The 23,929-nt window shown below is 60.3% G+C and carries 29 protein-coding genes; 11 read left to right on the forward strand and 18 right to left on the reverse strand.

Going from position 1 to position 23,929, the window contains the following annotated elements; translation table 11 throughout:
- Window positions 1-8 precede the first annotated feature (8 nt).
- Window positions 9-797: an N-formylglutamate amidohydrolase gene (locus H4W29_RS12630; RefSeq protein WP_192730726.1), complete on the reverse strand. Its 789-nt coding sequence runs from the start codon at window positions 795-797 to the stop codon at window positions 9-11.
- Between the two features lie 214 nt (window positions 798-1,011).
- On the opposite strand from H4W29_RS12630, the gene H4W29_RS12635 reads away from it, so the two are divergent.
- The gene (locus tag H4W29_RS12635; protein ID WP_007822872.1) at window positions 1,012-1,485 is read left to right on the forward strand and encodes a DUF1036 domain-containing protein; all 474 of its coding nucleotides are present in this window, start codon (window positions 1,012-1,014) and stop codon (window positions 1,483-1,485) included.
- A complete protein-coding gene (gene pyk, locus H4W29_RS12640; RefSeq protein WP_192729212.1) occupies window positions 1,485-2,924 on the forward strand; it encodes a pyruvate kinase in 1,440 nt (479 codons plus the stop codon). The genes H4W29_RS12635 and pyk overlap by 1 nt, the downstream gene beginning before the upstream one ends.
- Window positions 2,925-3,001: 77 nt before the next feature.
- On the opposite strand, the gene H4W29_RS12645 is transcribed toward pyk, so the two are convergent.
- The 3 genes from H4W29_RS12645 to H4W29_RS12655 are packed head-to-tail and all read right to left on the reverse strand — an operon-like array spanning window position 3,002 to window position 4,370.
- Window positions 3,002-3,553: a DUF4865 family protein gene (locus H4W29_RS12645; protein WP_192729213.1), complete on the reverse strand. Its 552-nt coding sequence runs from the start codon at window positions 3,551-3,553 to the stop codon at window positions 3,002-3,004.
- Window positions 3,550-3,954 (reverse strand): cupin domain-containing protein, encoded by a 405-nt coding sequence (locus H4W29_RS12650; RefSeq protein WP_192729214.1) that lies wholly within the window; start codon window positions 3,952-3,954, stop codon window positions 3,550-3,552. Before H4W29_RS12650 ends, H4W29_RS12645 begins: the two co-directional genes overlap by 4 nt.
- Entirely contained in the window at window positions 3,951-4,370 is a 420-nt protein-coding gene (locus H4W29_RS12655; protein WP_192729215.1) for a tautomerase family protein, read from the reverse strand. The genes H4W29_RS12650 and H4W29_RS12655 overlap by 4 nt, the downstream gene beginning before the upstream one ends.
- Window positions 4,371-4,477: 107 nt before the next feature.
- Between H4W29_RS12655 and H4W29_RS12660 the strand changes: the two genes are divergently transcribed.
- Both H4W29_RS12660 and H4W29_RS12665 read left to right on the forward strand, forming a co-directional pair.
- Window positions 4,478-5,410 (forward strand): LysR substrate-binding domain-containing protein, encoded by a 933-nt coding sequence (locus tag H4W29_RS12660; RefSeq protein WP_192729216.1) that lies wholly within the window; start codon window positions 4,478-4,480, stop codon window positions 5,408-5,410.
- Window positions 5,411-5,635: 225 nt separating this feature from the next.
- Window positions 5,636-6,442 (forward strand): phytanoyl-CoA dioxygenase family protein, encoded by an 807-nt coding sequence (locus tag H4W29_RS12665; protein ID WP_192729217.1) that lies wholly within the window; start codon window positions 5,636-5,638, stop codon window positions 6,440-6,442.
- 34 nt (window positions 6,443-6,476) lie between these two features.
- Here H4W29_RS12665 and H4W29_RS12670 read toward each other — a convergent pair whose 3' ends face one another.
- Window positions 6,477-7,421, reverse strand: coding sequence for a GlxA family transcriptional regulator (locus H4W29_RS12670; RefSeq protein WP_192729218.1), 945 nt, complete (start codon window positions 7,419-7,421; stop codon window positions 6,477-6,479).
- A gap of 130 nt (window positions 7,422-7,551) precedes the next feature.
- Here H4W29_RS12670 and H4W29_RS12675 point away from each other — a divergent pair, with 130 nt between their 5' ends.
- Window positions 7,552-8,349 (forward strand): SDR family NAD(P)-dependent oxidoreductase, encoded by a 798-nt coding sequence (locus tag H4W29_RS12675; RefSeq protein ID WP_192729219.1) that lies wholly within the window; start codon window positions 7,552-7,554, stop codon window positions 8,347-8,349.
- A gap of 52 nt (window positions 8,350-8,401) precedes the next feature.
- Here H4W29_RS12675 and H4W29_RS12680 read toward each other — a convergent pair whose 3' ends face one another.
- Window positions 8,402-9,430, reverse strand: a complete 1,029-nt coding sequence (locus H4W29_RS12680) for an alpha/beta hydrolase family protein (protein ID WP_192729220.1) — start codon at window positions 9,428-9,430, stop codon at window positions 8,402-8,404.
- Here H4W29_RS12680 and H4W29_RS34655 point away from each other — a divergent pair.
- On the forward strand, window positions 9,422-9,553 hold the full coding sequence (locus H4W29_RS34655; protein ID WP_281401263.1) for a hypothetical protein: 132 nt from the start codon (window positions 9,422-9,424) through the stop codon (window positions 9,551-9,553). The genes H4W29_RS12680 and H4W29_RS34655 overlap by 9 nt on opposite strands.
- An 11-nt stretch (window positions 9,554-9,564) precedes the next feature.
- Here H4W29_RS34655 and H4W29_RS12685 read toward each other — a convergent pair whose 3' ends face one another.
- Together H4W29_RS12685 and H4W29_RS12690 are read right to left on the reverse strand one after the other, a co-directional pair.
- The gene (locus H4W29_RS12685; RefSeq protein ID WP_192729221.1) at window positions 9,565-10,539 is read right to left on the reverse strand and encodes a threonine ammonia-lyase; all 975 of its coding nucleotides are present in this window, start codon (window positions 10,537-10,539) and stop codon (window positions 9,565-9,567) included.
- A gap of 69 nt (window positions 10,540-10,608) precedes the next feature.
- Window positions 10,609-11,667 carry an AraC family transcriptional regulator gene (locus H4W29_RS12690; RefSeq protein ID WP_192729222.1) on the reverse strand — a complete coding sequence of 353 codons (1,059 nt, stop codon included), beginning with the start codon at window positions 11,665-11,667 and terminating at the stop codon, window positions 10,609-10,611.
- Between the two features lie 149 nt (window positions 11,668-11,816).
- Here H4W29_RS12690 and H4W29_RS12695 point away from each other — a divergent pair, with 149 nt between their 5' ends.
- Window positions 11,817-12,524 (forward strand): hypothetical protein, encoded by a 708-nt coding sequence (locus H4W29_RS12695; RefSeq protein ID WP_192729223.1) that lies wholly within the window; start codon window positions 11,817-11,819, stop codon window positions 12,522-12,524.
- 9 nt (window positions 12,525-12,533) lie between these two features.
- Here the strand turns inward: H4W29_RS12695 and ggt are convergent, their stop codons facing one another.
- Window positions 12,534-14,276, reverse strand: coding sequence for a gamma-glutamyltransferase (gene ggt / locus H4W29_RS12700; RefSeq protein WP_192729224.1), 1,743 nt, complete (start codon window positions 14,274-14,276; stop codon window positions 12,534-12,536).
- Window positions 14,277-14,408: 132 nt separating this feature from the next.
- Between ggt and H4W29_RS12705 the strand changes: the two genes are divergently transcribed.
- Window positions 14,409-14,552, forward strand: a complete 144-nt coding sequence (locus tag H4W29_RS12705; RefSeq protein ID WP_192729225.1) for a hypothetical protein — start codon at window positions 14,409-14,411, stop codon at window positions 14,550-14,552.
- Here the strand turns inward: H4W29_RS12705 and H4W29_RS12710 are convergent.
- The 6 genes from H4W29_RS12710 to H4W29_RS12735 form a co-directional block, all read right to left on the reverse strand.
- Window positions 14,504-15,553 (reverse strand): alpha/beta fold hydrolase, encoded by a 1,050-nt coding sequence (locus H4W29_RS12710; RefSeq protein ID WP_192729226.1) that lies wholly within the window; start codon window positions 15,551-15,553, stop codon window positions 14,504-14,506. The genes H4W29_RS12705 and H4W29_RS12710 overlap by 49 nt on opposite strands.
- A 78-nt stretch (window positions 15,554-15,631) precedes the next feature.
- A complete protein-coding gene (locus H4W29_RS12715) occupies window positions 15,632-16,249 on the reverse strand; it encodes a tetratricopeptide repeat protein (RefSeq protein WP_192729227.1) in 618 nt (205 codons plus the stop codon).
- 99 nt (window positions 16,250-16,348) lie between these two features.
- Window positions 16,349-16,474, reverse strand: a complete 126-nt coding sequence (gene ykgO, locus H4W29_RS12720) for a type B 50S ribosomal protein L36 (RefSeq protein ID WP_007826467.1) — start codon at window positions 16,472-16,474, stop codon at window positions 16,349-16,351.
- Between the two features lie 177 nt (window positions 16,475-16,651).
- Window positions 16,652-17,719 carry a 5-(carboxyamino)imidazole ribonucleotide synthase gene (locus H4W29_RS12725; protein WP_192730727.1) on the reverse strand — a complete coding sequence of 356 codons (1,068 nt, stop codon included), beginning with the start codon at window positions 17,717-17,719 and terminating at the stop codon, window positions 16,652-16,654.
- Entirely contained in the window at window positions 17,716-18,210 is a 495-nt protein-coding gene (purE, locus tag H4W29_RS12730) for a 5-(carboxyamino)imidazole ribonucleotide mutase (protein ID WP_192729228.1), read from the reverse strand. Before purE ends, H4W29_RS12725 begins: the two co-directional genes overlap by 4 nt.
- A 16-nt stretch (window positions 18,211-18,226) precedes the next feature.
- The gene (locus H4W29_RS12735; protein WP_007826473.1) at window positions 18,227-18,430 is read right to left on the reverse strand and encodes a YdcH family protein; all 204 of its coding nucleotides are present in this window, start codon (window positions 18,428-18,430) and stop codon (window positions 18,227-18,229) included.
- A 230-nt stretch (window positions 18,431-18,660) separates the two neighbouring features.
- Between H4W29_RS12735 and H4W29_RS12740 the strand changes: the two genes are divergently transcribed.
- The gene (locus H4W29_RS12740) at window positions 18,661-18,834 is read left to right on the forward strand and encodes a YdcH family protein (RefSeq protein ID WP_007826474.1); all 174 of its coding nucleotides are present in this window, start codon (window positions 18,661-18,663) and stop codon (window positions 18,832-18,834) included.
- Between the two features lie 154 nt (window positions 18,835-18,988).
- On the opposite strand, the gene H4W29_RS12745 is transcribed toward H4W29_RS12740, so the two are convergent.
- Window positions 18,989-19,249 carry an ArsR/SmtB family transcription factor gene (locus H4W29_RS12745; RefSeq protein ID WP_025669780.1) on the reverse strand — a complete coding sequence of 87 codons (261 nt, stop codon included), beginning with the start codon at window positions 19,247-19,249 and terminating at the stop codon, window positions 18,989-18,991.
- A 65-nt stretch (window positions 19,250-19,314) separates the two neighbouring features.
- Window positions 19,315-20,079 carry a sulfite exporter TauE/SafE family protein gene (locus H4W29_RS12750; protein ID WP_192729229.1) on the reverse strand — a complete coding sequence of 255 codons (765 nt, stop codon included), beginning with the start codon at window positions 20,077-20,079 and terminating at the stop codon, window positions 19,315-19,317.
- Between the two features lie 108 nt (window positions 20,080-20,187).
- On the opposite strand from H4W29_RS12750, the gene H4W29_RS12755 reads away from it, so the two are divergent.
- Both H4W29_RS12755 and H4W29_RS12760 read left to right on the forward strand, forming a co-directional pair.
- A complete protein-coding gene (locus H4W29_RS12755) occupies window positions 20,188-20,841 on the forward strand; it encodes a thiamine phosphate synthase (protein WP_192729230.1) in 654 nt (217 codons plus the stop codon).
- 10 nt (window positions 20,842-20,851) lie between these two features.
- Window positions 20,852-21,931: a tetratricopeptide repeat protein gene (locus tag H4W29_RS12760; protein ID WP_192729231.1), complete on the forward strand. Its 1,080-nt coding sequence runs from the start codon at window positions 20,852-20,854 to the stop codon at window positions 21,929-21,931.
- Window positions 21,932-21,943: 12 nt separating this feature from the next.
- Here the strand turns inward: H4W29_RS12760 and H4W29_RS12765 are convergent, their stop codons facing one another.
- Entirely contained in the window at window positions 21,944-23,689 is a 1,746-nt protein-coding gene (locus tag H4W29_RS12765; RefSeq protein ID WP_192729232.1) for a methyl-accepting chemotaxis protein, read from the reverse strand.
- Between the last annotated feature and the right edge of the window lie 240 nt (window positions 23,690-23,929).

Genomic DNA, 23,929 nt, shown 5'->3' on the forward strand with positions numbered 1-23,929 from the left:
AGTCCTTCTCAATAGGGGCCGGTTCGCGAAGTGTGCACGCTGTATGCATGCAGAGCCGGATCGGCGTTCATCTCCGCAAAGACGGGTGCCAGGCGCGCCGCCCATTCCTCGATACCGGCCTCGTTGCCGATGAGGTCCTGGCGTATTTCCAGAAGTGCGTGCGGGATGCCCGTCATCATGCAATGACGATACATGGTGTCACCCTTCAGGGCGCCATCATAGGGTTCGTTGTCCCCGACGACGAGATCAGGATCGACCCGCAGTCTTTCAAGCAATGGTGCGACGGCGCGGTGGTCGCTGTCCCAGAGCACCGCCGCATGCCAGGGGCGGGGAACGCTCTTCCAGGCAGGTGTAAAGGAGTGGAGGGAGAGGACCAGCGGCGCTTTGCCGGTCGCGTTCGCCACCCTGTCGATCGTCTCCGACACGGCATTGTGATAGGGTCTGTGGAAGGTTTCGATCCGGTAGTTCCATTCCTCCTCAGTAATCGGATGGTTTCCGGGGATGATGGCGCCGTCGGAGATTTTCATGATCAGCGTCGGGTCGTCCTCGCCTCTGTTCGGATCGATCAGCAGGCGGGAAAAACCGCCGAGCACGCCCGGTACGTCCAGTTTTGCACACAGCTTGCGCGCCAGGCCCTGAATGCCGATGTCATAGGCAATGTGCCTGGAGAAAGCACTTTCCGGCAGGCCGAGCCGGCCATATCGTTCGGGCAGACGGTTCATGGCATGATCGCCGAGGATCACCATGCCTTTGTCATGTTGGCCAGATAGGATTTCGAAGGATTGGAAGTGATCCATAAGGAAATTGCCAATTGTCATTTCGCGTATTCGCCCAGTGATTGCATGCGCCTTCGGCCGGTTCAAGCGCGATGGGCAGACCAACGCGACAAGATGCGCTCGATCGGTGGTTATGAAAGGAAATATAATCGATTAGCATTGCGTTGACTTTCGCCTGATGGCGGCGCAAGAAGACACGGATAACGAATAACCGTGGAGCTATTTGGGAGCCGTGTTGATCCAAGCCGCGCCAAGTTTCCTCACGCGGTCCGGGCCGCTTGCCCGTCTCGCATTGTTCGCTCTTGCAGCCGTCTCGCCGTTCTTCATTGCCGATGCCGCGCGTGCGGATTTCCGTGTATGCAACGGTACGCAAAATCTGGTTGGCGTTGCGATCGGATATAGAGCGAAGGACGGCTGGGTTACGGAGGGTTGGTGGCAGGTGCCGGCAACGACCTGCGCCACGCTGATCGAGGGAGAGTTGCAGTCGCGTTATTATTACCTCTACGCAGAAGACGCCGCCCGGGGAGGCCGATGGACGGGTGACGTGCAGATGTGCGTGGCGGAAAACGAATTCAAGATCACGGGTGTGCAGGACTGCTATGCCCGGGGTTATCAGAAAATGGGATTCAAGGAATATGATACGGGCCGCCAGGGAAGCTGGATGGTTCAACTCTCCGACACCCCAGGGACGCAAGAAAGCCAGAATTGATGAAGCGTAACCGCAAAGTTAAAATCCTCGCCACCCTCGGCCCCGCCTCCTCCGAGGAGTCGATGATCGAGAAGCTGCACCAGGCGGGTGCGGATATCTTCCGCATCAACATGAGCCATGCGAGCCATGACGTGATGCGCACGCTCGTGCAGCGCATTCGCGCCGTCGAAGCCCGCTCGGGCCGGCCGATCGGCATTCTGGCCGACCTGCAGGGTCCCAAGCTTCGCGTCGGCAAGTTCACCGATGTGAAGGTCGAGCTGAAGCCTGGCCAGACCTTTACGCTGGATAATAACGACACCCCCGGCGACAACACCCGCGTTTACCTGCCGCATCCTGAAATTCTCGAAGCCGTTCAGCCGGGCCATCGCCTGCTGATCGATGATGGGAAGCTCGCTCTGCGCGCAGAAAAGTGCGACGGCAAGAGCATCGTCACGACCGTTATCGCCGGTACCAGCATTTCCGACCGCAAGGGTGTCAGCCTGCCGGATACACTGCTTGGCGTCGGCGCGCTGACGGACAAGGACCGTGCCGACCTCGATGCGGTTCTGGCGACCGACGATGTCGACTGGGTGGCGCTCTCCTTCGTGCAGCGCCCGGATGACCTTGCCGAAGTGCGCAAGATCGCCCGCGGACGCGTCGGCCTGATGTCGAAGATCGAGAAGCCGCAGGCTCTGGAACGTATCGAGGAAATCATCGAACTTTCCGACGCGCTGATGGTCGCCCGCGGCGACCTCGGTGTCGAAATGCCGCTCGAAGCTGTTCCGGGTATTCAGAAGCAACTTATCCGCGCTTGCCGCCGTTCGGGCAAGCCTGTCATCGTCGCCACGCAGATGCTGGAATCGATGATCTCCTCGCCGGTTCCGACCCGCGCCGAAGTATCTGATGTTTCCATCGCTGTCTTCGAAGGCGCTGACGCAATCATGCTGTCGGCCGAATCGGCTTCCGGCACCTATCCGGTCGAAGCCGTTTCGATGATGGCCTCGATTGCAAGCACGGTGGAGAAGGATCCGCACTATCCGGGCATCATCTATGCGCAGCGCGCCCAGCCGGAAGCAACCGGCGCCGACGCCATCTCGCTTGCTGCCCGCCAGATCGCCGAGACGCTGAAGCTGTCGGCCATCGTCTGTTATACTTCTTCCGGCACGACCGGCCTGCGCGCCTCGCGCGAGCGTCCGCAGGTGCCGATCATCGCTCTGTCGCCGATCATCAAGACGGCGCGCCGTCTGTCGGTCGTCTGGGGCATGCATTGCGTCGTCACGCATGACGCGACCGACCTCGACGACATGGTCAACCGCGCCTGCCGCATCGTAGCCGCAGAAGGTTTCGGCAAGCCCGGTGATCGCATCATCATCTCTGCAGGCGTGCCGCTCGGTACGCCGGGCGCGACCAACATGCTGCGCATCGCCTATATCGGCTCCGACGGCCAGAGCGGCATCTGATTGCTTTCAGGCCTGAAAATACAAAGCGCTCCTCGAAAGAGGGGCGCTTTTTCTTTTTGATTCTGCCTTTGATACTCTTAGCCGCAGGAGAGGTGACCGACGCGATAAATCTGATCGGTGCCTGACGCGGGCAGGGCTTCCGCACTGAGGCCAAAGCGGACCATCGTCCAGTCATGCGGATCAAAGGCGGTAATGCGGGCGAGCAGATGTTTGCCGCCGGCTTCCTGCTTTGCCAGGTCAACCTCTTGCAGCCGTAAGTCGGGCAGAGAGACATGCGGTTCGATAGGGAGATGTTCGCTGTAAGCAAAGCCGGCGCCGGCGAGATCCGGTGAGACATGCGCATGCCAGACGATCCAATGGCGAATGCGCGGCCGGCCGAAGGCGTCTGTCAGCGCGGCAAAGCCGGGGGCGCAGATGAAATTGCTGGCGCCTTCCGGCTGATCCCAGAGATAAAAGGGCGAATACAGATTTTCCCGGCTGCCGAATTCACCTCGGCGTGCGCTCAAAAATGCCTTGAAACCGAGATGCAGGAAGCCATCCATCGCCGGCCCTTTGTCGCGGATGCGGCGATCAATGATCTCCATGTCGTAATCGGCAGGCAAGGTGAAGGAATATTGCATGGCTATCATGGCTTTGTCTTCTCTCTGTCAGACCAGTCGACGAAGCGTCCCTTCTCAAAACCCTGGATGCTGAGATAGCTGAAAGGGCTGTGAGCTGTTGCCCCGTGCCAGTGAAGCTCGTCCGGCGCGAACCATATTGCATCGCCGGTTCTGACTTCCTCGACTGGTTCACCCTTCCGCTGCACGAGACCGACGCCGGAGAGGACATAAAGAAGCTGGCCGCGCGGATGCGTATGCCAGTGTGTCACGGTACCGGGATCGAGGGTTGCGCGCATGGCGGTGTTCTCGCCATCGATCTCACTGTCGAGCAGCATCTCGACCCAGAAGGGCGCATTCGAAATGCCTTCAGGAGAACGGACGGCACTGCCGGGACGGCGGATCGTCATTATCCTCGGATTGGCCGTGCTCATGCCGGAACTCCCCTGGCGCGCGCCTCCCATCCGGGTTCGGCCATTTGTGCCAGGCCGTCGCCGAAGGACCATTCGTCCGGTTCGCTGGTCGAGATGACGATCATCACGTCTTCGGGGCGCAAGCCGGGCAATTGTTGGAGCAATTCGGCGGCTCGGCGGAAGAAAGCCTTGCGCATTTCCGTCGTGCGCGGTTTGCCGGTCGTGATCGAAATCAACACGAAATCATCCGAGCGCGGACCGGAAAGGTAATTGCGATCGAAGATCAGTTCGCCCGGCTCATGCTGGTGGATGATCTGGAAGCGGTCGGCCGGCGGCACATTGAAGGTTTCCACCATGGCCTTGTGAAGGCTGTCCGAGAGAGCACGCAGATAGTCCGGTGACTTGCCCTTCAGAAGGGAGATGCGAGCGAATGGCATTGGATGCCTCCTTGTTCTTTGTCTTGACAGGAGAAGCATGCCACGACACGATGATGCGGAAAATCAGAATTTTATGGATTAATCATCCTGAAAATCGAGATCGTGAAATGAGACGGATTACATTCGACCTCGATGTGCTGAGGACATTCGCGACCGGCATGGATCTCGGCAATTTCGCCAGGGCGGCGGATCGTCTGGGGCGCTCGACCTCGGCGGTCAGCGCACAGCTCAAGAAGCTGGAGGAGCAGGCTGGTACGCCGATTTTCCGCAAATCCGGGCGCGGGTTGGCGTTGACGGAAGCCGGAGAGACGATGCTTGCCTACGCCCGGCGATTGCTCGATCTGAACGACGAGGCGGTCACTGCAGTGCAGAGTGTCGAGTTGGAAGGCTGGGTGCGGCTCGGCCTGCAGGAGGACTTCGGCGAGAACTTGCTGCCTGAAGTGCTCGGACGCTTCGCACGAGCGCATCCGAAGGTGCGGATCGAAGCGCGTGTGGTGCGCAATGCCGAGCTTCTGGAACGGGTGACGACAGGCAAGCTCGATCTTGCGCTCGCCTGGAGCTCCGGCACTTTGACCGCGCATTGCGAGCATATTGCCGACGTGCCGATGCGCTGGATCGGCCCGGCGAATGGCTTGCCAGCATGGGCGGCTGGAAGCGGCGAGCCGATGCCACTTGCCTCGCTCGAAGCGCCCTGCCTGCTGAGGAACGCCGCGACGAAGGTGCTGGACGAGGCCGGCATCTCCTGGCGCCTGTCCTTTGTCAGCCCGAGCCTCGGTGGCCTCTGGGCGGCGACTGCCGCGGGATTAGGCATTACGGTGCGCACGCCCATCGGGCTGCCCGCCAAGGTGCGGACGCTGGCGCCCGGCGAAGCGGGCCTGCCGAAACTGCCGAAACTGGGGTTGGTTCTGCACCGCGCGGAGGCGGAGCCGGATGCTGCAACGGCTCGATTGGCGGAGTTGGTGCTACAATCCGTGCACGACGCAGTACGGGATGTTTCCGTACCCTCCGATCAGGAGAAGGGATTGAGGCGGGTCGGGTGAGGCGTTGACCCTGCCTGCGGAAGCCGCTAGGTTTTCTTTGCTATGAAAATGATCACTCTCAACATCGCTACGGTCTTCTTCTTGAGCCTCTAAGGCTCTGCCAATGGCAAAAAGAGATGCGGCCGCTTCACCAGCCGGTTGGCTGGGGTGTTGCCGTGGACTGTAACCACCCTGCGTCAGGCGAATGAATGGTGCCGGCAGGGTCTGGCGATAGAGAGATTTTTCATGACATCCACCGATTACCCGCCGGCGCTCAGCGCGGCGCAGATCGAGCAATTCATCGAGGACGGCTTCGTACGCATCGATGCTGCTTTTCCCCGTGACGTGGCCGAGGAAGCCCGCGCCATCATGTGGCGGGATATTTCCTTCGATCCCGATGATCCGAAAACCTGGGTGCGGCCGGTCGTCCGGCTTGCCGGCTATGGCGGCGGTCCGTTCGAGACGGCGGTCAACATGCCCATGCTGCATTCGGCTTTCGATCAGCTCGTGGGCAAGGGACGCTGGGAGCCGCGTGACGGTCTTGGCAGTTTCCCGGTCCGCTTTCCACATCCGGACGATCCCGGCGATGCCGGCTGGCATGTGGACCTGAGCTTTCCGGGAGAGGATGGAAACCCGGGCGAGCAGCGGGATTTTTCCGCCTGGCGGGTGAATATCAACTCGCGCGGACGGGCGCTCCTGATGCTCTTCCTGTTCTCGGATGTCGGCGAAGAAGACGCGCCGACGCGTATCCGGGTCGGGTCGCACAAGGACATCGCAAGGCTGCTGGAGCCGGCCGGTGAGGCCGGCATGGCGCATCTGTGGCTGGAGCATGTCGGCGAGGACAGGCCGCTTGCTCTCGCGACAGGGAAGGCGGGCACGGTCTATCTGTGCCATCCGTTCCTCATCCATGCAGCACAGATGCATCGCGGCAAGGAACCGCGCTTCATGGCGCAGCCGGGACTTGCTCCATCGGACCCGCTGAAGCTCACGCGTGATGATGGCGCCTACTCGCCTGTCGAAATCGCCATCCGCAGGGCGCTTCAGGAGGGATAAGCCAGAGACGATGCATCCGGCACTGCCGGGTGCATCACGCCTGCAGTTCCTGCTGCGCGGCCCGGCGGATCGCCTGCGGCGGCTGGCCGAAAGCGCGCAGGAAGGCACGGCGCATGCGCTCTCGATCGGCAAAGCCGGTTTCGCGAGCGACCGTATCGATCGGATGGCGGCCCTGCTCCATCATCAGGCGGGCCGCCTCCAGCCGCAGGTTCTCGACGGCTTTGGCGGGGGACTGACCTGTTTCGGCGCGGAAGGCACGGCTGAACTGGCGGGGGCTGAGATGTGCTGCCTCGGCCAAGTCCTCCACCGAGAGCGTGGATTTCAGATTGCTGCGCGCATGGGCGAGTGCCTTCTGGATGCGGTCGGATTTCGGCTCCAGTTCCAGAAGCGTGGAAAACTGCGACTGGCCGCCGGCGCGGCGATGATAGACGACGAGCTTGCGGGCAACAGCTCGAGCAATCTCCAACCCATGATCCTTCTCAACCATCGCCAGCGCCAGATCGACACCAGCCGTCATGCCTGCCGAGGTCCAGACGGAACCATCGATGATGTAGATGCGGTCCTCTTCCATCCTGATCTCGGGATAGCGGCTTTGCAGTTCGCGGGCGAGATACCAGTGGGTGGTGGCGCGACGGCCATCAAGAACACCGGCATCGGCAAGCAGGAAAGCGCCGGTACAGATGGATGCAAGGCGACGTGTTGCTGGAAGTGCGGCGCGGATGAAGTTTGCCTCCGCTTCGTTAGGCAGCTTGATGTCGGGCGCACCCGTAACGATCAGCGTGTCGAAAGCGGGATCGCCGAAAGCTTCTGTCTCGACGATCATGCCGAGAGAATTGGCGATGGGGCCGCCGGTCTCCGAGAGATAATGGATGTCGTAGACCTTTTCGCCGATCTCGAGATTGGTGAATTCGAAGGCCGAGGCGGCAGCGAGGCTCATGATCTGAAAGCCGGGAAAGAGCAGGAAACCGATTTGCTGCATCGTCATCATGTCCTGAAAAGTGTATGTCCTAAAAGGTGGTATATATGACATTTAGGACGTCAGCAATCGGGCGTAAAACTCTCCTCAAGCGCAAGTCAATCGGGCGGGCGTACGAAATGGAGAAACGATCATGGCACAAGAACATAAGGGTACGGCGCTGGTCACGGGCGCCTCTTCGGGCATTGGCGCGATCTATGCCCACCGGCTGGCGAAGCAGGGCTACAATCTCATCCTCGTCGCCCGCAACGGTGATCGGCTGAAGGCGCTGGCAAGCCGGCTGAGCGATGAAACGGGCCGCACCGTCGAGACGCTGTCTGCCGATCTCGGCAAGAAGGACGATCTCGCCAAAGTTGAGAAGGTACTGAAGGAAGATCAGAGCATCACCATGCTCGTCAACAATGCCGGCTTCGGCGGCACGGCGCCACTGCTTGGCTCCGACGTCGACAGGATGCAGGAAATGATCGAGCTCAACGTGACGGCATTGACGCGGCTGACCTATGCGTCGGTCCCTGGCCTCGTTGCCCGTGGTGGCGGCACAATCATCAATATCGCCTCGATCGTCGCAATCGCGCCCGAGGTCCTGAACGGTGTCTATGGCGGCAGCAAAGCCTTCGTGCTCGCCTTCAGCCAGTCGCTGAAGCACGAGCTTGCCGACAAGAACATCCGTGTCCAGGTCGTGCTGCCGGGCGCCACGGCCACCGAATTCTGGGGGATTGCCGGCACGCCGGTCGAGCATCTGCCAGGCGAAATCGTCATGTCGGCGGAAAACATGGTCGATGCCTCGCTGGCAGGTCTTGCCGAGGGAGAATTTGTGACGATCCCGGCGCTCGAAGATGCCAGCCTGCTTGCTGCCTATGAAAAGGCCCGCCAGGCGCTGATGCCGAACCTGTCGCGTTCGGCTCCGGCTGCACGCTACAAGATCGCCTGAAGACGATAGATAGAGAAGGACATCGTCCGCAGGTCGCTGCGGACGATGTTTTCTATTGGGGGAGATCCGTGCGGAAGGCTGCTGCGACCATCTCTGCCAGGCGATCGTGAATAGAAGACCGGTTCGTTCCCTCGGCGTCGTCGCAGAGAGGCTCTTCACCTTCCTCGCGAAGGATCACGGTGCCAGCCGGCTTGCACTCGCTGAAGGCGCTGTATTGCGAAGCCCCGGTCAATAGATCGTAGCGCGCATTGGGTATTACGTCTTGCAGGCCTGATGCGCGCAGGCCGGGCCAGAGGGTTTCCGGTGTGCCGAGATTGATCAGTCGCACCGGGATCGATATGTGCTTGAGGCTGTCAGGTGCGAAATTGGCGCCGAATTCAGGATCGATGACAACAGCCGCCTTCACCCGCGTGTCGAGATGAGTGCGGCTGAGCTTCTGCCTGTCGATGGAACGGAGATCGATGCCGGCGCTGGCGAACTCGGCGCAGTCGACGCCGGTGCCGTCGGGATTGCAGGAGCGTGCAAAGCTTTCCGGATCCAGGTTGCCGCCTGCGAGCGAAAGTGCAGATGTTCCGCCGATGAGGAAGCCCAGCACGCCGATACGGTTTCGGTCTATCTTTGCAGGTAGCGTGCTGTCCTTCTCGATCGCGGTCAGGGCGGCGGAGAGATCGGCGGGCCGGAGCCAAATTTCATGAATGCTCTCCTCGCTCGTCATCGTCTGCGGATCCGGCTGGCGCATCATCGCCACTACGAAGCCTTTCGAAGCCAGGCGCGATGCCATCCAGGCGCCGATGAACGGACCGGATTTCAGACCGCCATGGGAAAGCAGGATCAAGGGATGGCTGCCGGTGGCGGCAGGTGCGCCCTGTTGCGCGGCCTCGCCTTTGAAAAGCGGACTGTCACCGACCAGGACAGGCGTTCCACCCGCCGTCGCCGGATACCAGAGCGTGATGTCCATGACGCCGCCGCGTCCGGGCACAGGGACCGAGAAAAAGGAAAGGCCGATAGTGTCAGCCGTATGTGCCGGAGTGTTGGCGGCAAGAAGGCAGGCCGACAGCAGCAGGATGATAAGATGTATCATGAAAACCTCGGAACGAAGACCGCCACACGGCGGCGAGACGAGGTTTTCGCAGTTTCTCAGGCGAGCGAGACCCCGATCATGATCGAGGCCGTCGCCGATCGCGATCAGGGTCTTCGTCGTTAAGTTGCCAGCCTTTAGCCGAAGCGCTCCAGCGCAGTCGTAAACACGTCGGCGTCGATGTTGCCGCCTGAGGTGACAACGATAGCCGTATCGCTGTCCAACTGGTCGCCATGGAAGAGTGCAGCGGCAAGGGCAACGGCCCCGCCTGGCTCGACGACTATCTTGAGGCGGCTGAAGGCAAGTGCGACAGCGCGCAGTGCTTCATCGTCGGTGACGACAACGCCCTGTCCCGCCAGGCGTTTCAGGATCGGGAAGGTGATGTTGCCCGGTTGCGGCGTGACGATCGCATCGCAGATCGAGCCCGTGAGTGAAGCATTGCGCTCGATCTTGCCCGAGGCAAGCGAGCGCGTCGTGTCGTCGAAGTTTTCCGGCTCGCAGGGACGGACGCGAAAACCCGGTGCGCTTGCTTCCAGTGCCAGGGCGATGCCCGAACTCAGGCCGCCGCCGCCGCAGGGAACGAGGACTTCGGCATTCTTGACGCCTTCCTCTTCTGCCTGTTCGGCGATTTCCAGCCCGGTGGTGCCCTGGCCCGCAATGACCAGAGGCTCATCGAAGGGCTTGATGAGCGTCAACCCGCGTTCGGCCGAAAGCTTCGCGCCGATCTCATCCCGGTCTTCATTGGCGCGGTCGTAGAGCACCACTTCGGCGCCGAAGGCGCGCGTATTGGCGATCTTCAGCTTCGGAGCGTCGCTCGGCATGATGATGACGGAGGGGATGCCGTGCATGAGCGCGGCAAGGGCGACACCTTGTGCATGGTTGCCGGAGGAGAAGGCGATGACGCCTTTTTTGCGCAGTTCCGGATCGATACCCGAGACGGCAGACCAGCCGCCGCGGAATTTGAAGGAGCCGGAATGCTGCAGGCATTCGGCCTTCACGAGCAGCCGCCGGCCGGCGATTTCATCGAGAAAGGGGGAGGAGAGAAGCGGCGTGCGCCGCGCATGACCGCGCAGGCGAGCCCGGGCGGCAACGATCATTTCAATGGAAGCCATGGGAATCTCTTTTTGCTTAATGCCGCTCATGCATAGAGCGCGCATCTTTGCTTGTGAACGGCGACTTTGTCACGGTGACATGAATATGACATTGGACGCCGCGCCACCCGATTCCCGCGGGACACGCCGTTTTCTGAACTGTGTGGGGTTTTCGCCGTTCATGCGCGCGAATTCGCGATTGAAATTGGACTTGCTGATGAAACCGGAGTCGAACATCACCTGCGTTATCGGATGATCGGTGCCGACCAGCTGCTCGCAGGCGGCGCGGATGCGGAAGTCATTCACATATTGCGAGACGCTCATGCCGTGGATGCGGTTGACAGCGGTGGAGACGCGCCGGGCCGGGAGATTCATCTTGCGGGCAATGCGGGTGAGATTGAGATCGGGATCCCGATAGAGTTGGCGGGCGCGCATCAGCGTATCGAGGGCAGCAGCGACGGCCCCGTCTTCTTCCGTTGCCGGCGGCGGCGGTGGCTCCTCAGATGTCGCTTCCATGCTGCTGCCGCCACTCGCTACCGAAGCGGCGGTGCCCAGGATCAGCAGCGCAATGACATTGCCGAGTGCGACGATGGCGCCTGCATGAGTGCCGCCGGTCTTGGTGAAATCGAAGCTGATGATGACGTCGGTGACGGCGGAGGCGATGAGGGCAAAGCCCGTGATCTGCAGCGAACGATAGGACAGCACTGCACCGTCAAGGCGGGAGGTGACGAGCGCATCTGGACCATGCCGGGCAAGCCAGAGCAGCGCTGCACCATAACCAAGGAAGATCAGGATAATGGCGAGACTGATCGGCTCTGGATACAGCGCGATCAAGACGACGATTGAGGCCGTCGGCAAAAGGTGCGGCCAGAAACGGAAAAGGGTGGGTTGCTCTTCCATGGCAAGCCCCTTGAAGCAGACCCAGGCGAGGGCCGCGATCGTTGTCGCGATCAACGACTGAATCGGCATGATCGCAATGACGTCGTAACCCCAGCGGATGCCGATCACCACGGATTGGAGGACGTAGAATCCGATCAGCAGCAGGAAAGGCCGCTTTTCGGCGAGCGATCCGTCTCCCTGCCGCAGCATGCGGATGAGCACGATGGCAAGCAGCAGAGCCACGACGAAGGGCAGGGGAACGAAGATCATCGGCGATATCCGGCAGCAACAATGATCCCAGAATGAACCCGATTGCGTTCGCGGTCGACCCGGATCGTGATCGAGGTCTCAAAATAGGGGCTGAAAATCCATCCTGAAACTGTCCTCGACGGGAGGGCTTCATTCATGGACGGATTTCGATGATCATTCTTCTTGTGATGCCGGTGCTTCTGGCAGCCACCACTTCTGCACTGCCGGATAAGGTATCGACCACAGCAATGCCCGATCTTTCCGGCGTGCGTGCGGTTGCTATCAGTGGCGATGCCAGCTCGATCAACATCACCACGCGAAGTGATCAGCCCTACGGCGCGTCGCTGAGCGGGCGGCGGAAAGGCTGGTTCTCATCCTGGTATTCAAGCTGGTACTTTGCCGATTGTCGCGACAATAGTGATATGCGGGTTGATGGTTCGGTGTTGCATATCGATATCGCTGCATCATCCTGGCTGGACCCATCCGACTGCGTGGTTGAGGTCAATGCCAACGTACCTGCCGGTGCAGCCCTCCGGATCGATCAGAGCGCCTTCAGCGCAAGGCTCATTGGTCATTTTTCCGAGCTTGCTATTGCTGGAAAGGCGGCCGACATCACCCTCGACGGTCATGCCAGCGGCATCGATATCCGTGCGGATGCCGTGAAGGCTTCCCTCGACTTCGACAGGGTCGAAGCGGATGAAAACGTGTCGATCCGCGCTCGCGCACTCGATGCCTATCTCGGCTTCGGAGACAATGTGCCGGTCGACTACAAGGTAACGGCGCAGGCTTCCTGGGTCGACGCCCGGCAGCCAAGTGTGCCGGGCGCAAAACCGCATGTCGAGATCGACGGCGATTTCGTTCGGGTGAGAATCCGCTGAGGCGCTTGCTCAATAGCCGTTGGCGGAACCTTCAATTGCGCGACTGTCCATCGCGCCGTTGTAACGGGCGCCGCCGCCCTTCTCGATCGCCGCAAGGCTCTTGCCGCCGACGAGAATACCGGCTGCCTGGCCCCAGACGGGCGTATTATTGCCGGCATCGAACTTGTAACCCATTGCGGCAAGCGCCTTTTCGGTATCCGGCGAGAGGGCGTAGGGCTCCAGGTAGACCGTGTCCGGCTGCCACTGGTGATGAATGCGCGGAGCATTGACCGCCTGGCTGATGTCCATGCCAAAATCGACGACGTTGAGGATGGCTTCCAGGGTGATGGTGATGATGCGCGAACCACCGGGGCTGCCGATCACCATGAAGGGCTTGCCGTCCTTGGTGACGATCGTCGGGCTCATGGAGGAGAGCGGCGTCTTCTTTGGGGCGATGGCATTGGCCTCACCCTGGACGAGGCCGTAGAGGTTCGGTACGCCCGGCTTGGAAGTAAAATCATCCATCTCGTTGTTGAGCAGCACGCCGGTGCCAGGTGCGACGACACCGGCGCCGAAGGAGCCGTTCAGCGTATAGGTCACGGCAACTGCATTGCCCTCATCATCAATGATTGAATAATGGGTCGTCTCGGTGCTTTCCTTGCCGCCGAGCGGCTTCAGATTGGCGGACGTGCCGGCCCTGTACGGATCGATCTTGGCACGAATTGATGCCGCATAACTTCTGTCCAGCAGTTTGGAGATGGGATTGTCGATGAAATCAGGGTCGCCGAGTGCGGCGTTGCGGTCCACATAGGCATAACGCATGGCCTCGACCATGATGTGCACGGTTTCGGCCGATCCGTAACCGAGATAAGAGAGCGGATAGCCTTCGAGAACGTTCAGGATCTCGCAGATGATGACGCCGCCGGAGGAGGGCGGCGGCGAGGAAATGATGTCATAGCCGCGATAATTGCACTCGATCGGCTTTAGTTCCCGCACCTTGTACTGCTCGAAATCCTCCTTGGCGAGAATGCCGCCCCTGGCCTGACTGGCCTTGACGATCGCCTCAGCCGGCGCGCCCTTGTAGAAGGCGTCGGGGCCTTTCTCCGAGATCGATTGCAGGACGGCAGCGAGATCAGGCTGCACCAGTTTCTCACCGGACACATAGGGGCTGCCATCGGTTTTCAGGAAGATTTTTGCGGCCTCTTCGTCCTTGGCGAGCCGTTTGGCGCCACTCGCGAAAGAGGCTGCATCGCCCTGTTCCAGGGTAAAGCCTTCCTTTGCATATTTTAAGGCCGGGGCGATCAGTTCTTCACGCTTTCTGGTGCCGTATCTCTCCCGGGCTGTCTCAAAGCCCATGACCGAACCCGGTGTGCCGACGGCCAGATAGCCGTCGAGACTGGCGCGCGGGACGATATCGCCTTTGGCATCGAGATACATGGTCTTGGTTGCCGCGAGCGGTGCGCGTTCGCGGAAATCTAGGAAGGTGGTTTTTCCATCCTTCATCCGGATCGTCATGAAACCACCGCCACCAAGATTACCGGCCGTCGGATAGACGACGGCCAGCGCATAACCGACCGCGACCGCGGCATCGACGGCATTGCCGCCGCTCTTCAGCACGTCGACGCCGACATCGGTTGCCAGATGCTGGGCGGCGACGACCATGCCATGCTCGGCCTCGACAGGTGCCGGCGAGGCGGCAAAAGCCGATAGCGGCGCTACGCAAAGCGAGATGGCGGCGAGAATGGCGACGGATCGTCTGCGAATGCAGTCCATGATTTTCCCCTCGGAGGACGGCGACGGGAAAGATATGGCGTCAATTCGACCGCAGACAATGATCAGGCGAGAAGCTCGGCGAGTTTCCGGTTCGTGTCGTGCTCGTCGAGAGGCGTGTAGACGATCAGCTTCATGAGTGGTCACGTCCTGACCTGCGATGGCGGCTTCACCTCGGCACTTGAACGCTCAGACAGTCCCGCCGACGGCTTCCTCAGCGCTGCCTCCATTCACGGTGCGGAATATACGATCGACGATGGCACCGTTCCGACCGTCTGATTGATGGAAGAGCCGGCAAGCCGCTCTTCTGCCTTGCGGGCAATTGCTGCAAGGTCGCGCGGTTTGCCGGCGATCTTCTCCATGGCGGCAATGGCGACGTCGGTCGCAAGGTAGTCAGGCTTGTGGCCGACGCCTCTGACCGTGACGAGCTCCGAACCCCTGATATCCCGCGCCAATCCACGCGAATGCAGATGCTCCCAGACGATCTCGTCCCTGTCACCGGTGATGATGACGGTTGGCGCGGATATTTCGGAATAGTGCGGCGCGTTGGCTGTCAGATATTCATGAAGCCGTTTGAAGTCGGTGGCGTTGTTGTAGAAGGCACGCGGCCGCAGCACCAGCGACGGACCGGTCTTGGAGACGTAATCGAGAGGCCGGGGATTGGGATGGAAGACATTCAGCGTGCCACGTTCCAGCCGTCGTAGGCCGAGGGGCACGACGACCGCATGATTGAAGAGCCAGCCGACAAACGGTGTCGTCGCGACATGATAATACCAATCAATGCCGCCTGGCCATGGATGGGAGGCCGGCGCGAGGAATAACAGGCCGGCTGTCTTGTCGGGATGGCGCACGCCAAAGGCCGCTGCGATTGCGCCGCCGAAGGAATGGCCGATGATGACAGCCTTTTCGATGCCACGCTTTTCCATCAGTTTGGCAATGGCGTCGGCCTGGCCTGATGGCAGCGCGTTTTCCGGCCCGCCGCGTTCCGAGTAGCCGTGACCGGGGCGATCGACGAAGAGAATCTCGGCGCGGCCTTCCAGAGGCTCGCGAAAGGCGCCGGTCTGGTCGAGCAAATTGCCGCTTGCGCCATGAATGAAGACCAGGGGCGGAAGATCGGCGGTGCCAGGGCGCGGAACATGCACGGCATTCATGCGATAGCCGCCGATATCGGTCAACTCGCCGATGTTGGGATAGGCGTGTTCGAACTGGCGGGCCTTGTAGGAAGAATAGCCGATGGCGGCAGCAATGGGGGCGAGGAGGGCAGAGATTTCGGCAAGCATGGCACTAACCGCACAGTGACGACATCATTGAGCTAAGATTGTGCGCCTTCCTACGCCGTCAAGTGCGCGCCGGATCTGTCAGGTGCGGCTGCCGGCAAGCTTTTCCGAGAGTGTGCTGACCTGCTCCTGCGCGGTGCGATCGGCGGGGTAGATATCCAGAACGCGCTCCCAGGCCTTGAGGGTGATCTCGTCATTGCCCGTGGTGGCGAGGATAGCCGCCATGCCTGACAGCGCGCCGAAATGGCGGGGCTCGATCTTCAGCACCTGTTCGATATCGGCCATCGACTTGCGATAATTGCCGAGCACGAAGTTCAGCGTTGCACGACGGTTCCAGCTTTCGGCATAGGTGGGTTTCAGAGCGATGGCTTCATCGAGAAAATCCAGCGCTGCCGGATTGCGCTTTTCCTCGATCGCCTTGTCGGCCCATTGCATCAGGAGATTGATCGTCGCGCTGTTGGAATCGTTCCATTCCATGCGGATCTGATTGGCGATACCGCTTGCCTTGTCGGGGTCGCGCTCACGCTTCAGCTGCCCATAGAGCTGGTCGAGACGCTGCTTTGGAGACGAAGCGGAATCAGCCGGCTGTTCGACGATAACGTCCTTCTGCTGAGCCATGGCGGGGAGAGCAGGAGCGAACAGGGTGAGGGCAAGCGGCAGCGCCGCTGAGGTCAAGGCAAAAAAGCGCATGGCGGACATATTAGCCCGCCATCGCTGAAGATCAAACAAATTTGGCGTGATCACCGAAGCGACCAACCGATATGCCCGCCTGAGGGCAGGCAAACCGGATACGCGCAATCAGCCCTGACGAGCCTTGTAGCGCGGGTTCTGCTTGTTGATGATGTAGATGCGGCCCTTGCGACGAACGAGACGGTTGTCACGATGACGCGCCTTGAGCGACTTGAGCGAATTCTTGATCTTCATTTTTCTGATCCGCGATGTTTCTGGGGGAATTCACATTCGCCCGTGTCTTTTAACAATCAAAAGCGCGCCGGCTGGGCGCGCTCTTTAGGTGGGGGAGCAGATAACCCGACCTCCGCCTTGTGTCAACCACGTGAAGGCTTTTTTCCGTGGGTTTCAGGCGCTGGCCGGGTAAACGGCTCAGCAGGCTTTGCCCGTCAGCCTCGTCACGTGGCCCATCTTCCGGCCGGCGCGCGCCTCGGTCTTGCCGTAGAGGTGCACCAGCGTATCGTCGCGCTTCAGCCAGTCCGGAACGCCGAGGATATCGTCGCCGATCAGGTTCTGCATCACGCAATCGGAATGGCGGTGCGGATTGCCAAGCGGCAGGCCGGCGACGGCGCGGATATGCTGCTCGAATTGCGAGACGACGCAGGCAGCTTCCGTCCAGTGGCCGGAATTGTGGACGCGAGGCGCCATCTCGTTGGCGATCAGGCTGCCATCGGCCAGCACGAAGAACTCGATGCCGATGACGCCGACATAGTCGAGCGCGGTGAGAATCTGTTCGGCAGCCTTGCGCGCCGCATCGGCGGTGGCGGCGGAGATTGTCGCCGGAATTGTCGAGGTATGCAGGATGCCGTTGCGGTGCACGTTTTCGGCCGGGTCGAAGCAGAGCACAGTGCCGTCGGCGGCGCGGGCGGCGATGATCGAGACCTCCCGTTCGAAGGCGACAAAGCTTTCGAGGATGAGGGGCACCGAGCCAAGCTCCGCATAGGCGCCATCAGGAGTGTCAGCCGGCGAGCGGAACACCTTCTGGCCCTTGCCGTCATAGCCGAGGCGGCGGGTTTTCAGCACGCCCTGGCCGGCGAAATCCGCCAGCGCCGAATCGAGGTCGGCCTGACTGTCGATGGCATGGAAACGCGCCGTCGGGATGCCGCAACCATTGATGAAGCGCTTTTCGATCAGCCGGTCCTGTGCAGCTTCCAGCGCCCTCGGCGGCGGATAGACCGGCACGCTCTTTGCCAGCATTTCGGCAGCGGCGACAGGCACATTCTCGAATTCGTAGGTTACGACATCGCAGAGCCCGGCCAGTTCGGCGAGCGCCGAAGGATCATCATAGGCGGCAACGATCTGCTGGTTGGCGAACTGAGCAGCGGGGCTGTCGGCCTGCGGCTCCAATATGATTGTGCGGAAATTCAGCCGTGCTGCGGTCATGGCAAGCATGCGGCCGAGCTGGCCGCCGCCGATGATGCCTATCGTCCTGACCATCAGAGATCGTCCATCGGATATTCGGCGACGGAGGCGCTCTGGCGCTCACGCCATTCGTCGAGGCGCTCCGCGATCTCCTCGTCCGAGAGGGCAAGGACCGCCGCAGCAAGAAGTGCTGCATTGATCGCGCCGGCCTTGCCAATGGCAAGCGTGCCGACGGGAATGCCGCCCGGCATCTGGACGATGGACAGCAGGCTGTCCTGGCCGGACATGGTCTTAGACTGCACGGGCACGCCGAAAACCGGCAGCGGCGTCATGGCCGCCGTCATGCCCGGAAGGTGAGCCGCGCCGCCTGCGCCTGCGATGATGACCTTGAAGCCCTCGGCGCGTGCGCCCTTGGCGAAGTTTACGAGCCGGTCGGGTGTGCGATGAGCCGAGATGATGCGCGCGTCATACTCGATTTCCAGCGCTTCCAGCGTATCGGCAGCATTCTTCATGGTTTCCCAATCGGACTGGCTGCCCATGATGATGGCGACTGGTGGTCTGTCTGGCATCGTCACAATCGTTCCTTCAGGCGATGATATCAGGGATGATCTGGTCTTCTAGCTTGGAGAGCTTGTCCTTGATGACCAGCTTCTTCTTCTTCATGCGCTGGATGCGCAGGGCATCGCAGCCCGTCTCAATCATGGCGTTGATCGCGGCGTCGTAATCCTCGTGCTCCTGGCGAAGACGCGCCACCATGAGCCTGATTTCCGCCTGTTCCTGATCGGCCATTTGCATTCCCCATAATCGTCTTCGGACCTTGTCCGGCCTGCCGATAATTTCCGCAAGCTCCTATCACCAAATAGAGGTAACGGGAAGTTAGTGTTGATCATGAATTTGCCGCTTAGTCTTCATCTTTTGGCCTTCGACAAGCCTTTAAAAATGTGTCACAGTCCGCGGGTTGACACCTTGGATCCCCAGCAATGGATGGCTGGGGAAGGGTAAGAGGAAGGAAGGGTCAAATGACTGTTCAAGCTCATCTTGAATCGCTCCAGAAAAAGCATGTCGCTCTCGAGGAGGAGTTGCATGCCCTCAGAACATCTCCCTCTATTTCCGATACTGAACTTGCCGAATGCAAGCGCCGTAAGCTGCGCATCAAGGACGAGATCGAGCGTCTCAAGTCATCCGTCCATTGATCTTTCCAGGATATCGCCGGACATCTGTCTTGTGAAAGAAAAGGTAAATTCCCCAATTTTCTAGACCATCAAGCAAGACCCGGTGAATAACCGAAATCAAGCGCCAGTCCCTTGCATGCGGCATCGGGCTGGCGTTTTTACGATGAGGGGCGCCTTAGGCCCAGAACTGATCCAGCCAGAGATTGAGCTTGTCGAAGCCACGGTTATTGACCGTGTAAATACGCTTCGTTCCTTCCGACGTCACGGAAACGAGGTTGCTTTCGAGCAGCGCTTTCAGGTGTTGCGACACGGCAGGACGGCTGATCGGGAGGCCCTCGGCAAGCTCATTGACCGTCTTCGGCGCGCGCCGCAATTCCTCCAGCAAGAACCGCCGGTTCGGATCGGCAATCGCAGCGAAGGGGTCCGTGTTCGACATCACAAAAAGCTACGTCAAACAGGCCCTTGCAGCAAGGAAATTGTGCATCGCAATGGAATGCAACCCTATTCGAGCATGCCTTCGCGCAGGATCAGGAAGGCAGCGATCAGCGCCATAGCATACATGAAGGGGTAGAATATCTGCGGCTTCATGCGCCGCACACACCATGCACCGGCAATCGTTGCCAGCGGGGCGAAGGGGAGGAGCGTGGCGGAGGCGAGAAGATTGCGGGTGTCGAGCTGGCCGAGCGCAAAATACGGAACGAGCTTTACAGCGTTCAGAATGGCGAAGAAGCGCACGCTGGTGCCGGTGAATTCGCGTGGCGGCAGCTTCAGCGGCAGGGCGTAGATCTGGAAGGGCGCGCCGCCGGCATGGGCAACGAAGCTGCCGTAACCGGAAAACGTGCCCCAGAGGCTTGCCAGTACCGGGCGCTGGGGGCGTGGCGGTATGACTATACCCTTGGGGGGTCCGAAATTGTTCCAGAAGTAGCGCAGACAGAAGGCAACGGTAACGGCGCCGATAAGAATGCGCAGCATGCTGCCCGGCACGAGAGCGGAGGTGGCCCAGCCGAAGGCAATGCCGAGAAGGGCGCCCGGCAGCATGATCTTCAGCGTCGTCCAGTCGCCGTGCTGGCGCCAGATGAACAGCGATATCATGTCCATGAAGACGAGGATGGGAAGCAGGATCGCGGCGGCTTCGACGGGTGCCACGACGAGGGCGAGAAAGGGAAGGCCGATCAGTGACAAAGCGTCGCCCATCCCGCCTTTGGCAAGCCCGACAAGAATGACAGCCGGGATTGCGGCGTAGTAAAATGACAGATCTTGCGGCATGCTTTTGAAGTTCCTCCCCTTGCAAGCCCCCTCTATCGGAATTACTCACTCAAAACGAGTGCGGATCCGCCATAGAGCAGGAAAAACCGCCGCAGATGGAAAGACTTCATGACCGAACCGGAAAACCGCTGCCGCCTTGTTCTCGTTCTGCCCGATATCGCCGATGCCGATGAAAGGGCGACGATCGTTGCCGATGCGTTGAAGGGTGGCGATGTCGCGTCCGTCATTCTGCCGCAATACGGTCTCGATGACGGCAGCTTCCAGAAACACGCTGAAAAGCTCGTGCCCATCATTCAGGACGCCGGTGCCGCGGCGCTGATTGCCGGCGACAGCCGCGTCGTCGGCCGTGCGAAGGCCGACGGCCTGCACATCGCCGGACCCGCAAGCGAGATTGCCGATGCGATCGATCGTTATGCCGATAAGCTGATCGTCGGCGGCGGCAATGCCGCCGACCGGCATACGGCGCTCGCAGTCGGCGAGGAGCGGCCCGACTATATCTTCTTCGGCAAGCTCGACGGCGACATCAAGCCGGAGGCGCATCCGAAGAACCTGGCGCTTGCCGAGTGGTGGGCGTCGATGATCGAAATCCCGTGTATCGTCATGGGCGGCACTGATCCGGCTTCCGCGCTTGCCGTTGCGGAAACCGGGGCTGAGTTCGTGGCAATGCGCATGGGCGTGTTTGCCGAGCCGGCTCACGCGCCTTCGATCGTGGCTCAGATCAATGCCTTGCTTGACGAAAAAGCGCCACGGTTTGAGGATTGATATCGCGCTTATGCCGATCCCCGCCCGCTTTTCGAGATGCGCTCTCCTTTGTATGACCGTCTTGCTGGCGGTCCCGCCGGAATTTGCGCCGGCGCAGGCAAATGAGGCGAGTACCGAGCCCTCGGCGACGCCCAGCCAGACATTCCGTACCGATCGACCGCAGCCGCAGGGTATTGTGCCGTCCGATGGTGTCGGAGTTTTTGATCGTATGGGGGCGAAGCTGCCCGACCTGCCACCTGAAAAGGAATATAAGGGTCAGATCGACGAGGCGTTCGGCGCCTATCAGCGTGGCTATTATCTGACTGCCATGGACAAGGCATTGCCGCGGGCGCAACTCGGCGATCCTGCGGCCCAGACCCTGATCGCCGAGATCCTGTCGCAGGGCCTCGGCGTCAAGCGGGACATGAAGAACGCTGCCTTCTGGTACGGTAAGGCGGCGGAGGGCGGCGATCCGGCCGCCATGTTCAAATATGCGTTGCTCCTCATGGAGGGCAATAACGTCACGCGCGACAAGGCGAAGGCCGATGAATACATGCGCAAGGCGGCCGATGCTGGAAATTCATCCGCAGAATTCAATTGGGCGCAGACGCTCGTTGCCGACAATCCTGGCGATAAGGGATTGAAACTTGCCCTGCCTTATTATGAAAAGGCGGGGGAGCAGGGCGTCGCAGACGCGCAATATGCGGTAGCGCAGATCTATCAGCAAGTGCCGGACCTGCCCGAAGACAAGAAGCAGCTGGCCCGCGAGTGGATGGCACGCGCGGCGCGCGCGGGCTTCGATACGGCCCAACTCGACATCGGTATCTGGTTGGTCAACGGTGTCGGTGGGCCGAAGGATTACGTGCGCGGCTTCGAATGGCTGAAGATCGCCGCCAACAGAGGTAATGTCGCTGCGCAAAACAAGCTCGCGCATCTCTATATCAATGCGATCGGTACGGCGCCCAATCCGGTCGAGGCGGCCAAATGGTATGTCCTGTCGCGGCGGGCGGGGTTGAGCGACCCCTCGCTCGAGGATTTCTATCTCGGCATCGAGGACGACCAGCAGAAGGCGGCGATCGAAGCGGCGAACAAGTTTCGCCGTATCAACTAACCTGCGGCCTTTCTAGAAAAGAGCGTCCTCGAACAGATCCTCGTCGCTCTGGGCTTTGGCGGGCTCAGCAGGAGCCGCTGCCGTTGTTTCCTCGGTGGCGGGAATGATGTCGCGATGGACATTGCGTTCCTGCACCATGGTGTAGAGCTTGAAGATCCTGCGGTCGAGCGGCGCGATTGCTTCGGCAATGTCGGAAATATCGGCGATCTGGTCGCCGGCCACGGTTTCCAGCACGTCGGCGCAGCGGGCAAGCACGTCGCCGAGATCATGCTGGAAATCGAGCTTGCCGATCAGCAGGTTGATCCTGGTCGCGACCTCCCGGCCATGTTCGGCAAGTACCTTGAGCTCGTCTTCCATCAGGTTGGCCGCAGCGCGGATCGTGCCGACGGCCGAGGTGAGGCTTTCGGCAAGGCCGCCATTCTTGGTGCCGGCGGCAGGGGCGACACGTCCGGCCGAGGCCTCGAGCGCCGGCAGGCCATTGACGATGGCATCGGCTGAATCATCGAGCTTGCCCGCAAAGATGCGCAATTCGGCCGTGACGACGTTGATCGACTTGCCTTCTTCGCCGAGACGGCTGCAGCGCAGGTTGGTGTTGAGTGCCATATAGTGGATATCGGTCTTGACCGCGCGGATCGCCTCGATGGACTGCAGAAGCGTTGCGGCGGTGCCGATCGTCGACTGGCTGACCTGGTCGGCTTGACGGCTTGCCATATCGACCTGCTTGACGATCTCGTGAGCAGCGGAGACGCTGGATTCCAGCGCGCGCATGAAATTGCCGCCGCTGCCGTCGCTCTGACCGCTCATCTGGTCGCGCAATCTCAGAATTTCCTGCGTATCCTGGCTGAAGCTTGCGATGGTCTTTACGACGTTACGAGAATCTCGCTGGAAGTCGGTGCACATCTCTGCCATCTGCGCGGCCGTCAGGTGATGAATGACGTTCTGCAGGCGCTTGCGTCCATCGGCATCAAGCTTGGCGCCGTCTTCGCTCGCGAGGAAATCCTCCATCAGCGAGAAGGTGCTCTGTACATGTTCGATGCGCTGGCGAGTGATATCGCCGATCTGCAGCGCCGAAAGCGTAGATGCGACCTTGCCCTGTACGCCTCGAGCGATGGCGCCTACGTCACGAGCGATGGCGCCAAGATTCTGGCGGTGATCGGCAATCTTCTTTGCGTCGTCCTTAAGCGCCCTGGCGACGGCAGGGACGGTGTCCGCATAGCTTTTGGAGAGACTGTTGCCGAACGAGAGGGCGAGCTTAACCTCCTTCTGCAGGCTGTCGAGATGGGTGGCGAAGCGATTGACTTCGTCCGTCCCCGAATAGATGCGCTCGAGGATTTCCTGAGCGAAGCCCGCGAATTCGGCGAGACCCGCACCCGTTATCTTTACCGTCACTGCGAAGGTGCGCAGATAACGCATCGTTTCCTGCATATCGGCAACATGCCGGTGCAGTTCCGAGCCGGTCTGGGCAAGTGCCGTCAGAGCCTGCTGCCGGTTCTGTTCTGCACCCGGAAGCTCGATCAGATTCTGGACGGTCGCATTGAGATCGGCGCTGGTGTCACTCGCCTCATTGTTGTCCAGCGCCTTGGCGATCTGGTCCAGCGACGTCAACAGACGATTGAGGACATCCATCACGGACAGCAGGACCGTGCCACCTTCGAGGAAGCGTTCCTCGACCTGAGCGCGGGCCGATTCCAGGGTCTGGCTAATATCCGAACCTGATGCCAAGAATGCAGTCTGTGCCGATGCCGTCGCGTTTGTCACATTTGTACCTTTACTTATGAACACAGGCAATTTGACTCTATTTTTACGGGCAGGATGGAAACGGCAGGTAAACGCCGGAGACTCGTAAACGTTGTGATTAACAACCCATAAAACTATTCGACAAGATTTTATAAGCTTTTCATAATTTAATAACTATCGCTTTGTTTTTTCAGGTTATTTTATAATATGAGAAAGCTTCAGTATAAATTATCCCGGATGAGAATTCAGGGAGTCCGGACT

The organism is Rhizobium viscosum (assembly GCF_014873945.1).
GTDB lineage: Bacteria > Pseudomonadota > Alphaproteobacteria > Rhizobiales > Rhizobiaceae > Rhizobium > Rhizobium viscosum.

What these genes read in the sequence shown, in the direction of transcription:
- H4W29_RS12740 (WP_007826474.1), top strand. Translation starts at nt 18,661, where the DNA reads ATGACTGTTCAAGCTCATCTTGAATCGCTCCAGAAAAAGCATGTCGCT.
- H4W29_RS12680 (WP_192729220.1), bottom strand. Translation starts at nt 9,430, where the DNA reads ATGATACATCTTATCATCCTGCTGCTGTCGGCCTGCCTTCTTGCCGCC.
- H4W29_RS12650 (WP_192729214.1), bottom strand. Translation starts at nt 3,954, where the DNA reads ATGAGCACGGCCAATCCGAGGATAATGACGATCCGCCGTCCCGGCAGT.
- H4W29_RS12690 (WP_192729222.1), bottom strand. Translation starts at nt 11,667, where the DNA reads ATGATCTTCGTTCCCCTGCCCTTCGTCGTGGCTCTGCTGCTTGCCATC.
- H4W29_RS12715 (WP_192729227.1), bottom strand. Translation starts at nt 16,249, where the DNA reads ATGTCCGCCATGCGCTTTTTTGCCTTGACCTCAGCGGCGCTGCCGCTT.
- H4W29_RS12735 (WP_007826473.1), bottom strand. Translation starts at nt 18,430, where the DNA reads ATGGCCGATCAGGAACAGGCGGAAATCAGGCTCATGGTGGCGCGTCTT.
- H4W29_RS12750 (WP_192729229.1), bottom strand. Translation starts at nt 20,079, where the DNA reads ATGCCGCAAGATCTGTCATTTTACTACGCCGCAATCCCGGCTGTCATT.
- H4W29_RS12705 (WP_192729225.1), top strand. Translation starts at nt 14,409, where the DNA reads ATGAGTGGTCACGTCCTGACCTGCGATGGCGGCTTCACCTCGGCACTT.
- H4W29_RS12675 (WP_192729219.1), top strand. Translation starts at nt 7,552, where the DNA reads ATGGCACAAGAACATAAGGGTACGGCGCTGGTCACGGGCGCCTCTTCG.
- purE (WP_192729228.1), bottom strand. Translation starts at nt 18,210, where the DNA reads ATGCCAGACAGACCACCAGTCGCCATCATCATGGGCAGCCAGTCCGAT.
- H4W29_RS12755 (WP_192729230.1), top strand. Translation starts at nt 20,188, where the DNA reads ATGACCGAACCGGAAAACCGCTGCCGCCTTGTTCTCGTTCTGCCCGAT.
- ykgO (WP_007826467.1), bottom strand. Translation starts at nt 16,474, where the DNA reads ATGAAGATCAAGAATTCGCTCAAGTCGCTCAAGGCGCGTCATCGTGAC.
- ggt (WP_192729224.1), bottom strand. Translation starts at nt 14,276, where the DNA reads ATGGACTGCATTCGCAGACGATCCGTCGCCATTCTCGCCGCCATCTCG.
- H4W29_RS12665 (WP_192729217.1), top strand. Translation starts at nt 5,636, where the DNA reads ATGACATCCACCGATTACCCGCCGGCGCTCAGCGCGGCGCAGATCGAG.
- H4W29_RS12630 (WP_192730726.1), bottom strand. Translation starts at nt 797, where the DNA reads ATGGATCACTTCCAATCCTTCGAAATCCTATCTGGCCAACATGACAAA.
- H4W29_RS12745 (WP_025669780.1), bottom strand. Translation starts at nt 19,249, where the DNA reads ATGTCGAACACGGACCCCTTCGCTGCGATTGCCGATCCGAACCGGCGG.
- H4W29_RS12645 (WP_192729213.1), bottom strand. Translation starts at nt 3,553, where the DNA reads ATGATAGCCATGCAATATTCCTTCACCTTGCCTGCCGATTACGACATG.
- H4W29_RS12760 (WP_192729231.1), top strand. Translation starts at nt 20,852, where the DNA reads ATGCCGATCCCCGCCCGCTTTTCGAGATGCGCTCTCCTTTGTATGACC.
- H4W29_RS12670 (WP_192729218.1), bottom strand. Translation starts at nt 7,421, where the DNA reads ATGCAGCAAATCGGTTTCCTGCTCTTTCCCGGCTTTCAGATCATGAGC.
- H4W29_RS12710 (WP_192729226.1), bottom strand. Translation starts at nt 15,553, where the DNA reads ATGCTTGCCGAAATCTCTGCCCTCCTCGCCCCCATTGCTGCCGCCATC.
- H4W29_RS12685 (WP_192729221.1), bottom strand. Translation starts at nt 10,539, where the DNA reads ATGGCTTCCATTGAAATGATCGTTGCCGCCCGGGCTCGCCTGCGCGGT.
- pyk (WP_192729212.1), top strand. Translation starts at nt 1,485, where the DNA reads ATGAAGCGTAACCGCAAAGTTAAAATCCTCGCCACCCTCGGCCCCGCC.
- H4W29_RS12660 (WP_192729216.1), top strand. Translation starts at nt 4,478, where the DNA reads ATGAGACGGATTACATTCGACCTCGATGTGCTGAGGACATTCGCGACC.
- H4W29_RS12695 (WP_192729223.1), top strand. Translation starts at nt 11,817, where the DNA reads ATGATCATTCTTCTTGTGATGCCGGTGCTTCTGGCAGCCACCACTTCT.
- H4W29_RS12655 (WP_192729215.1), bottom strand. Translation starts at nt 4,370, where the DNA reads ATGCCATTCGCTCGCATCTCCCTTCTGAAGGGCAAGTCACCGGACTAT.
- H4W29_RS34655 (WP_281401263.1), top strand. Translation starts at nt 9,422, where the DNA reads ATGTATCATGAAAACCTCGGAACGAAGACCGCCACACGGCGGCGAGAC.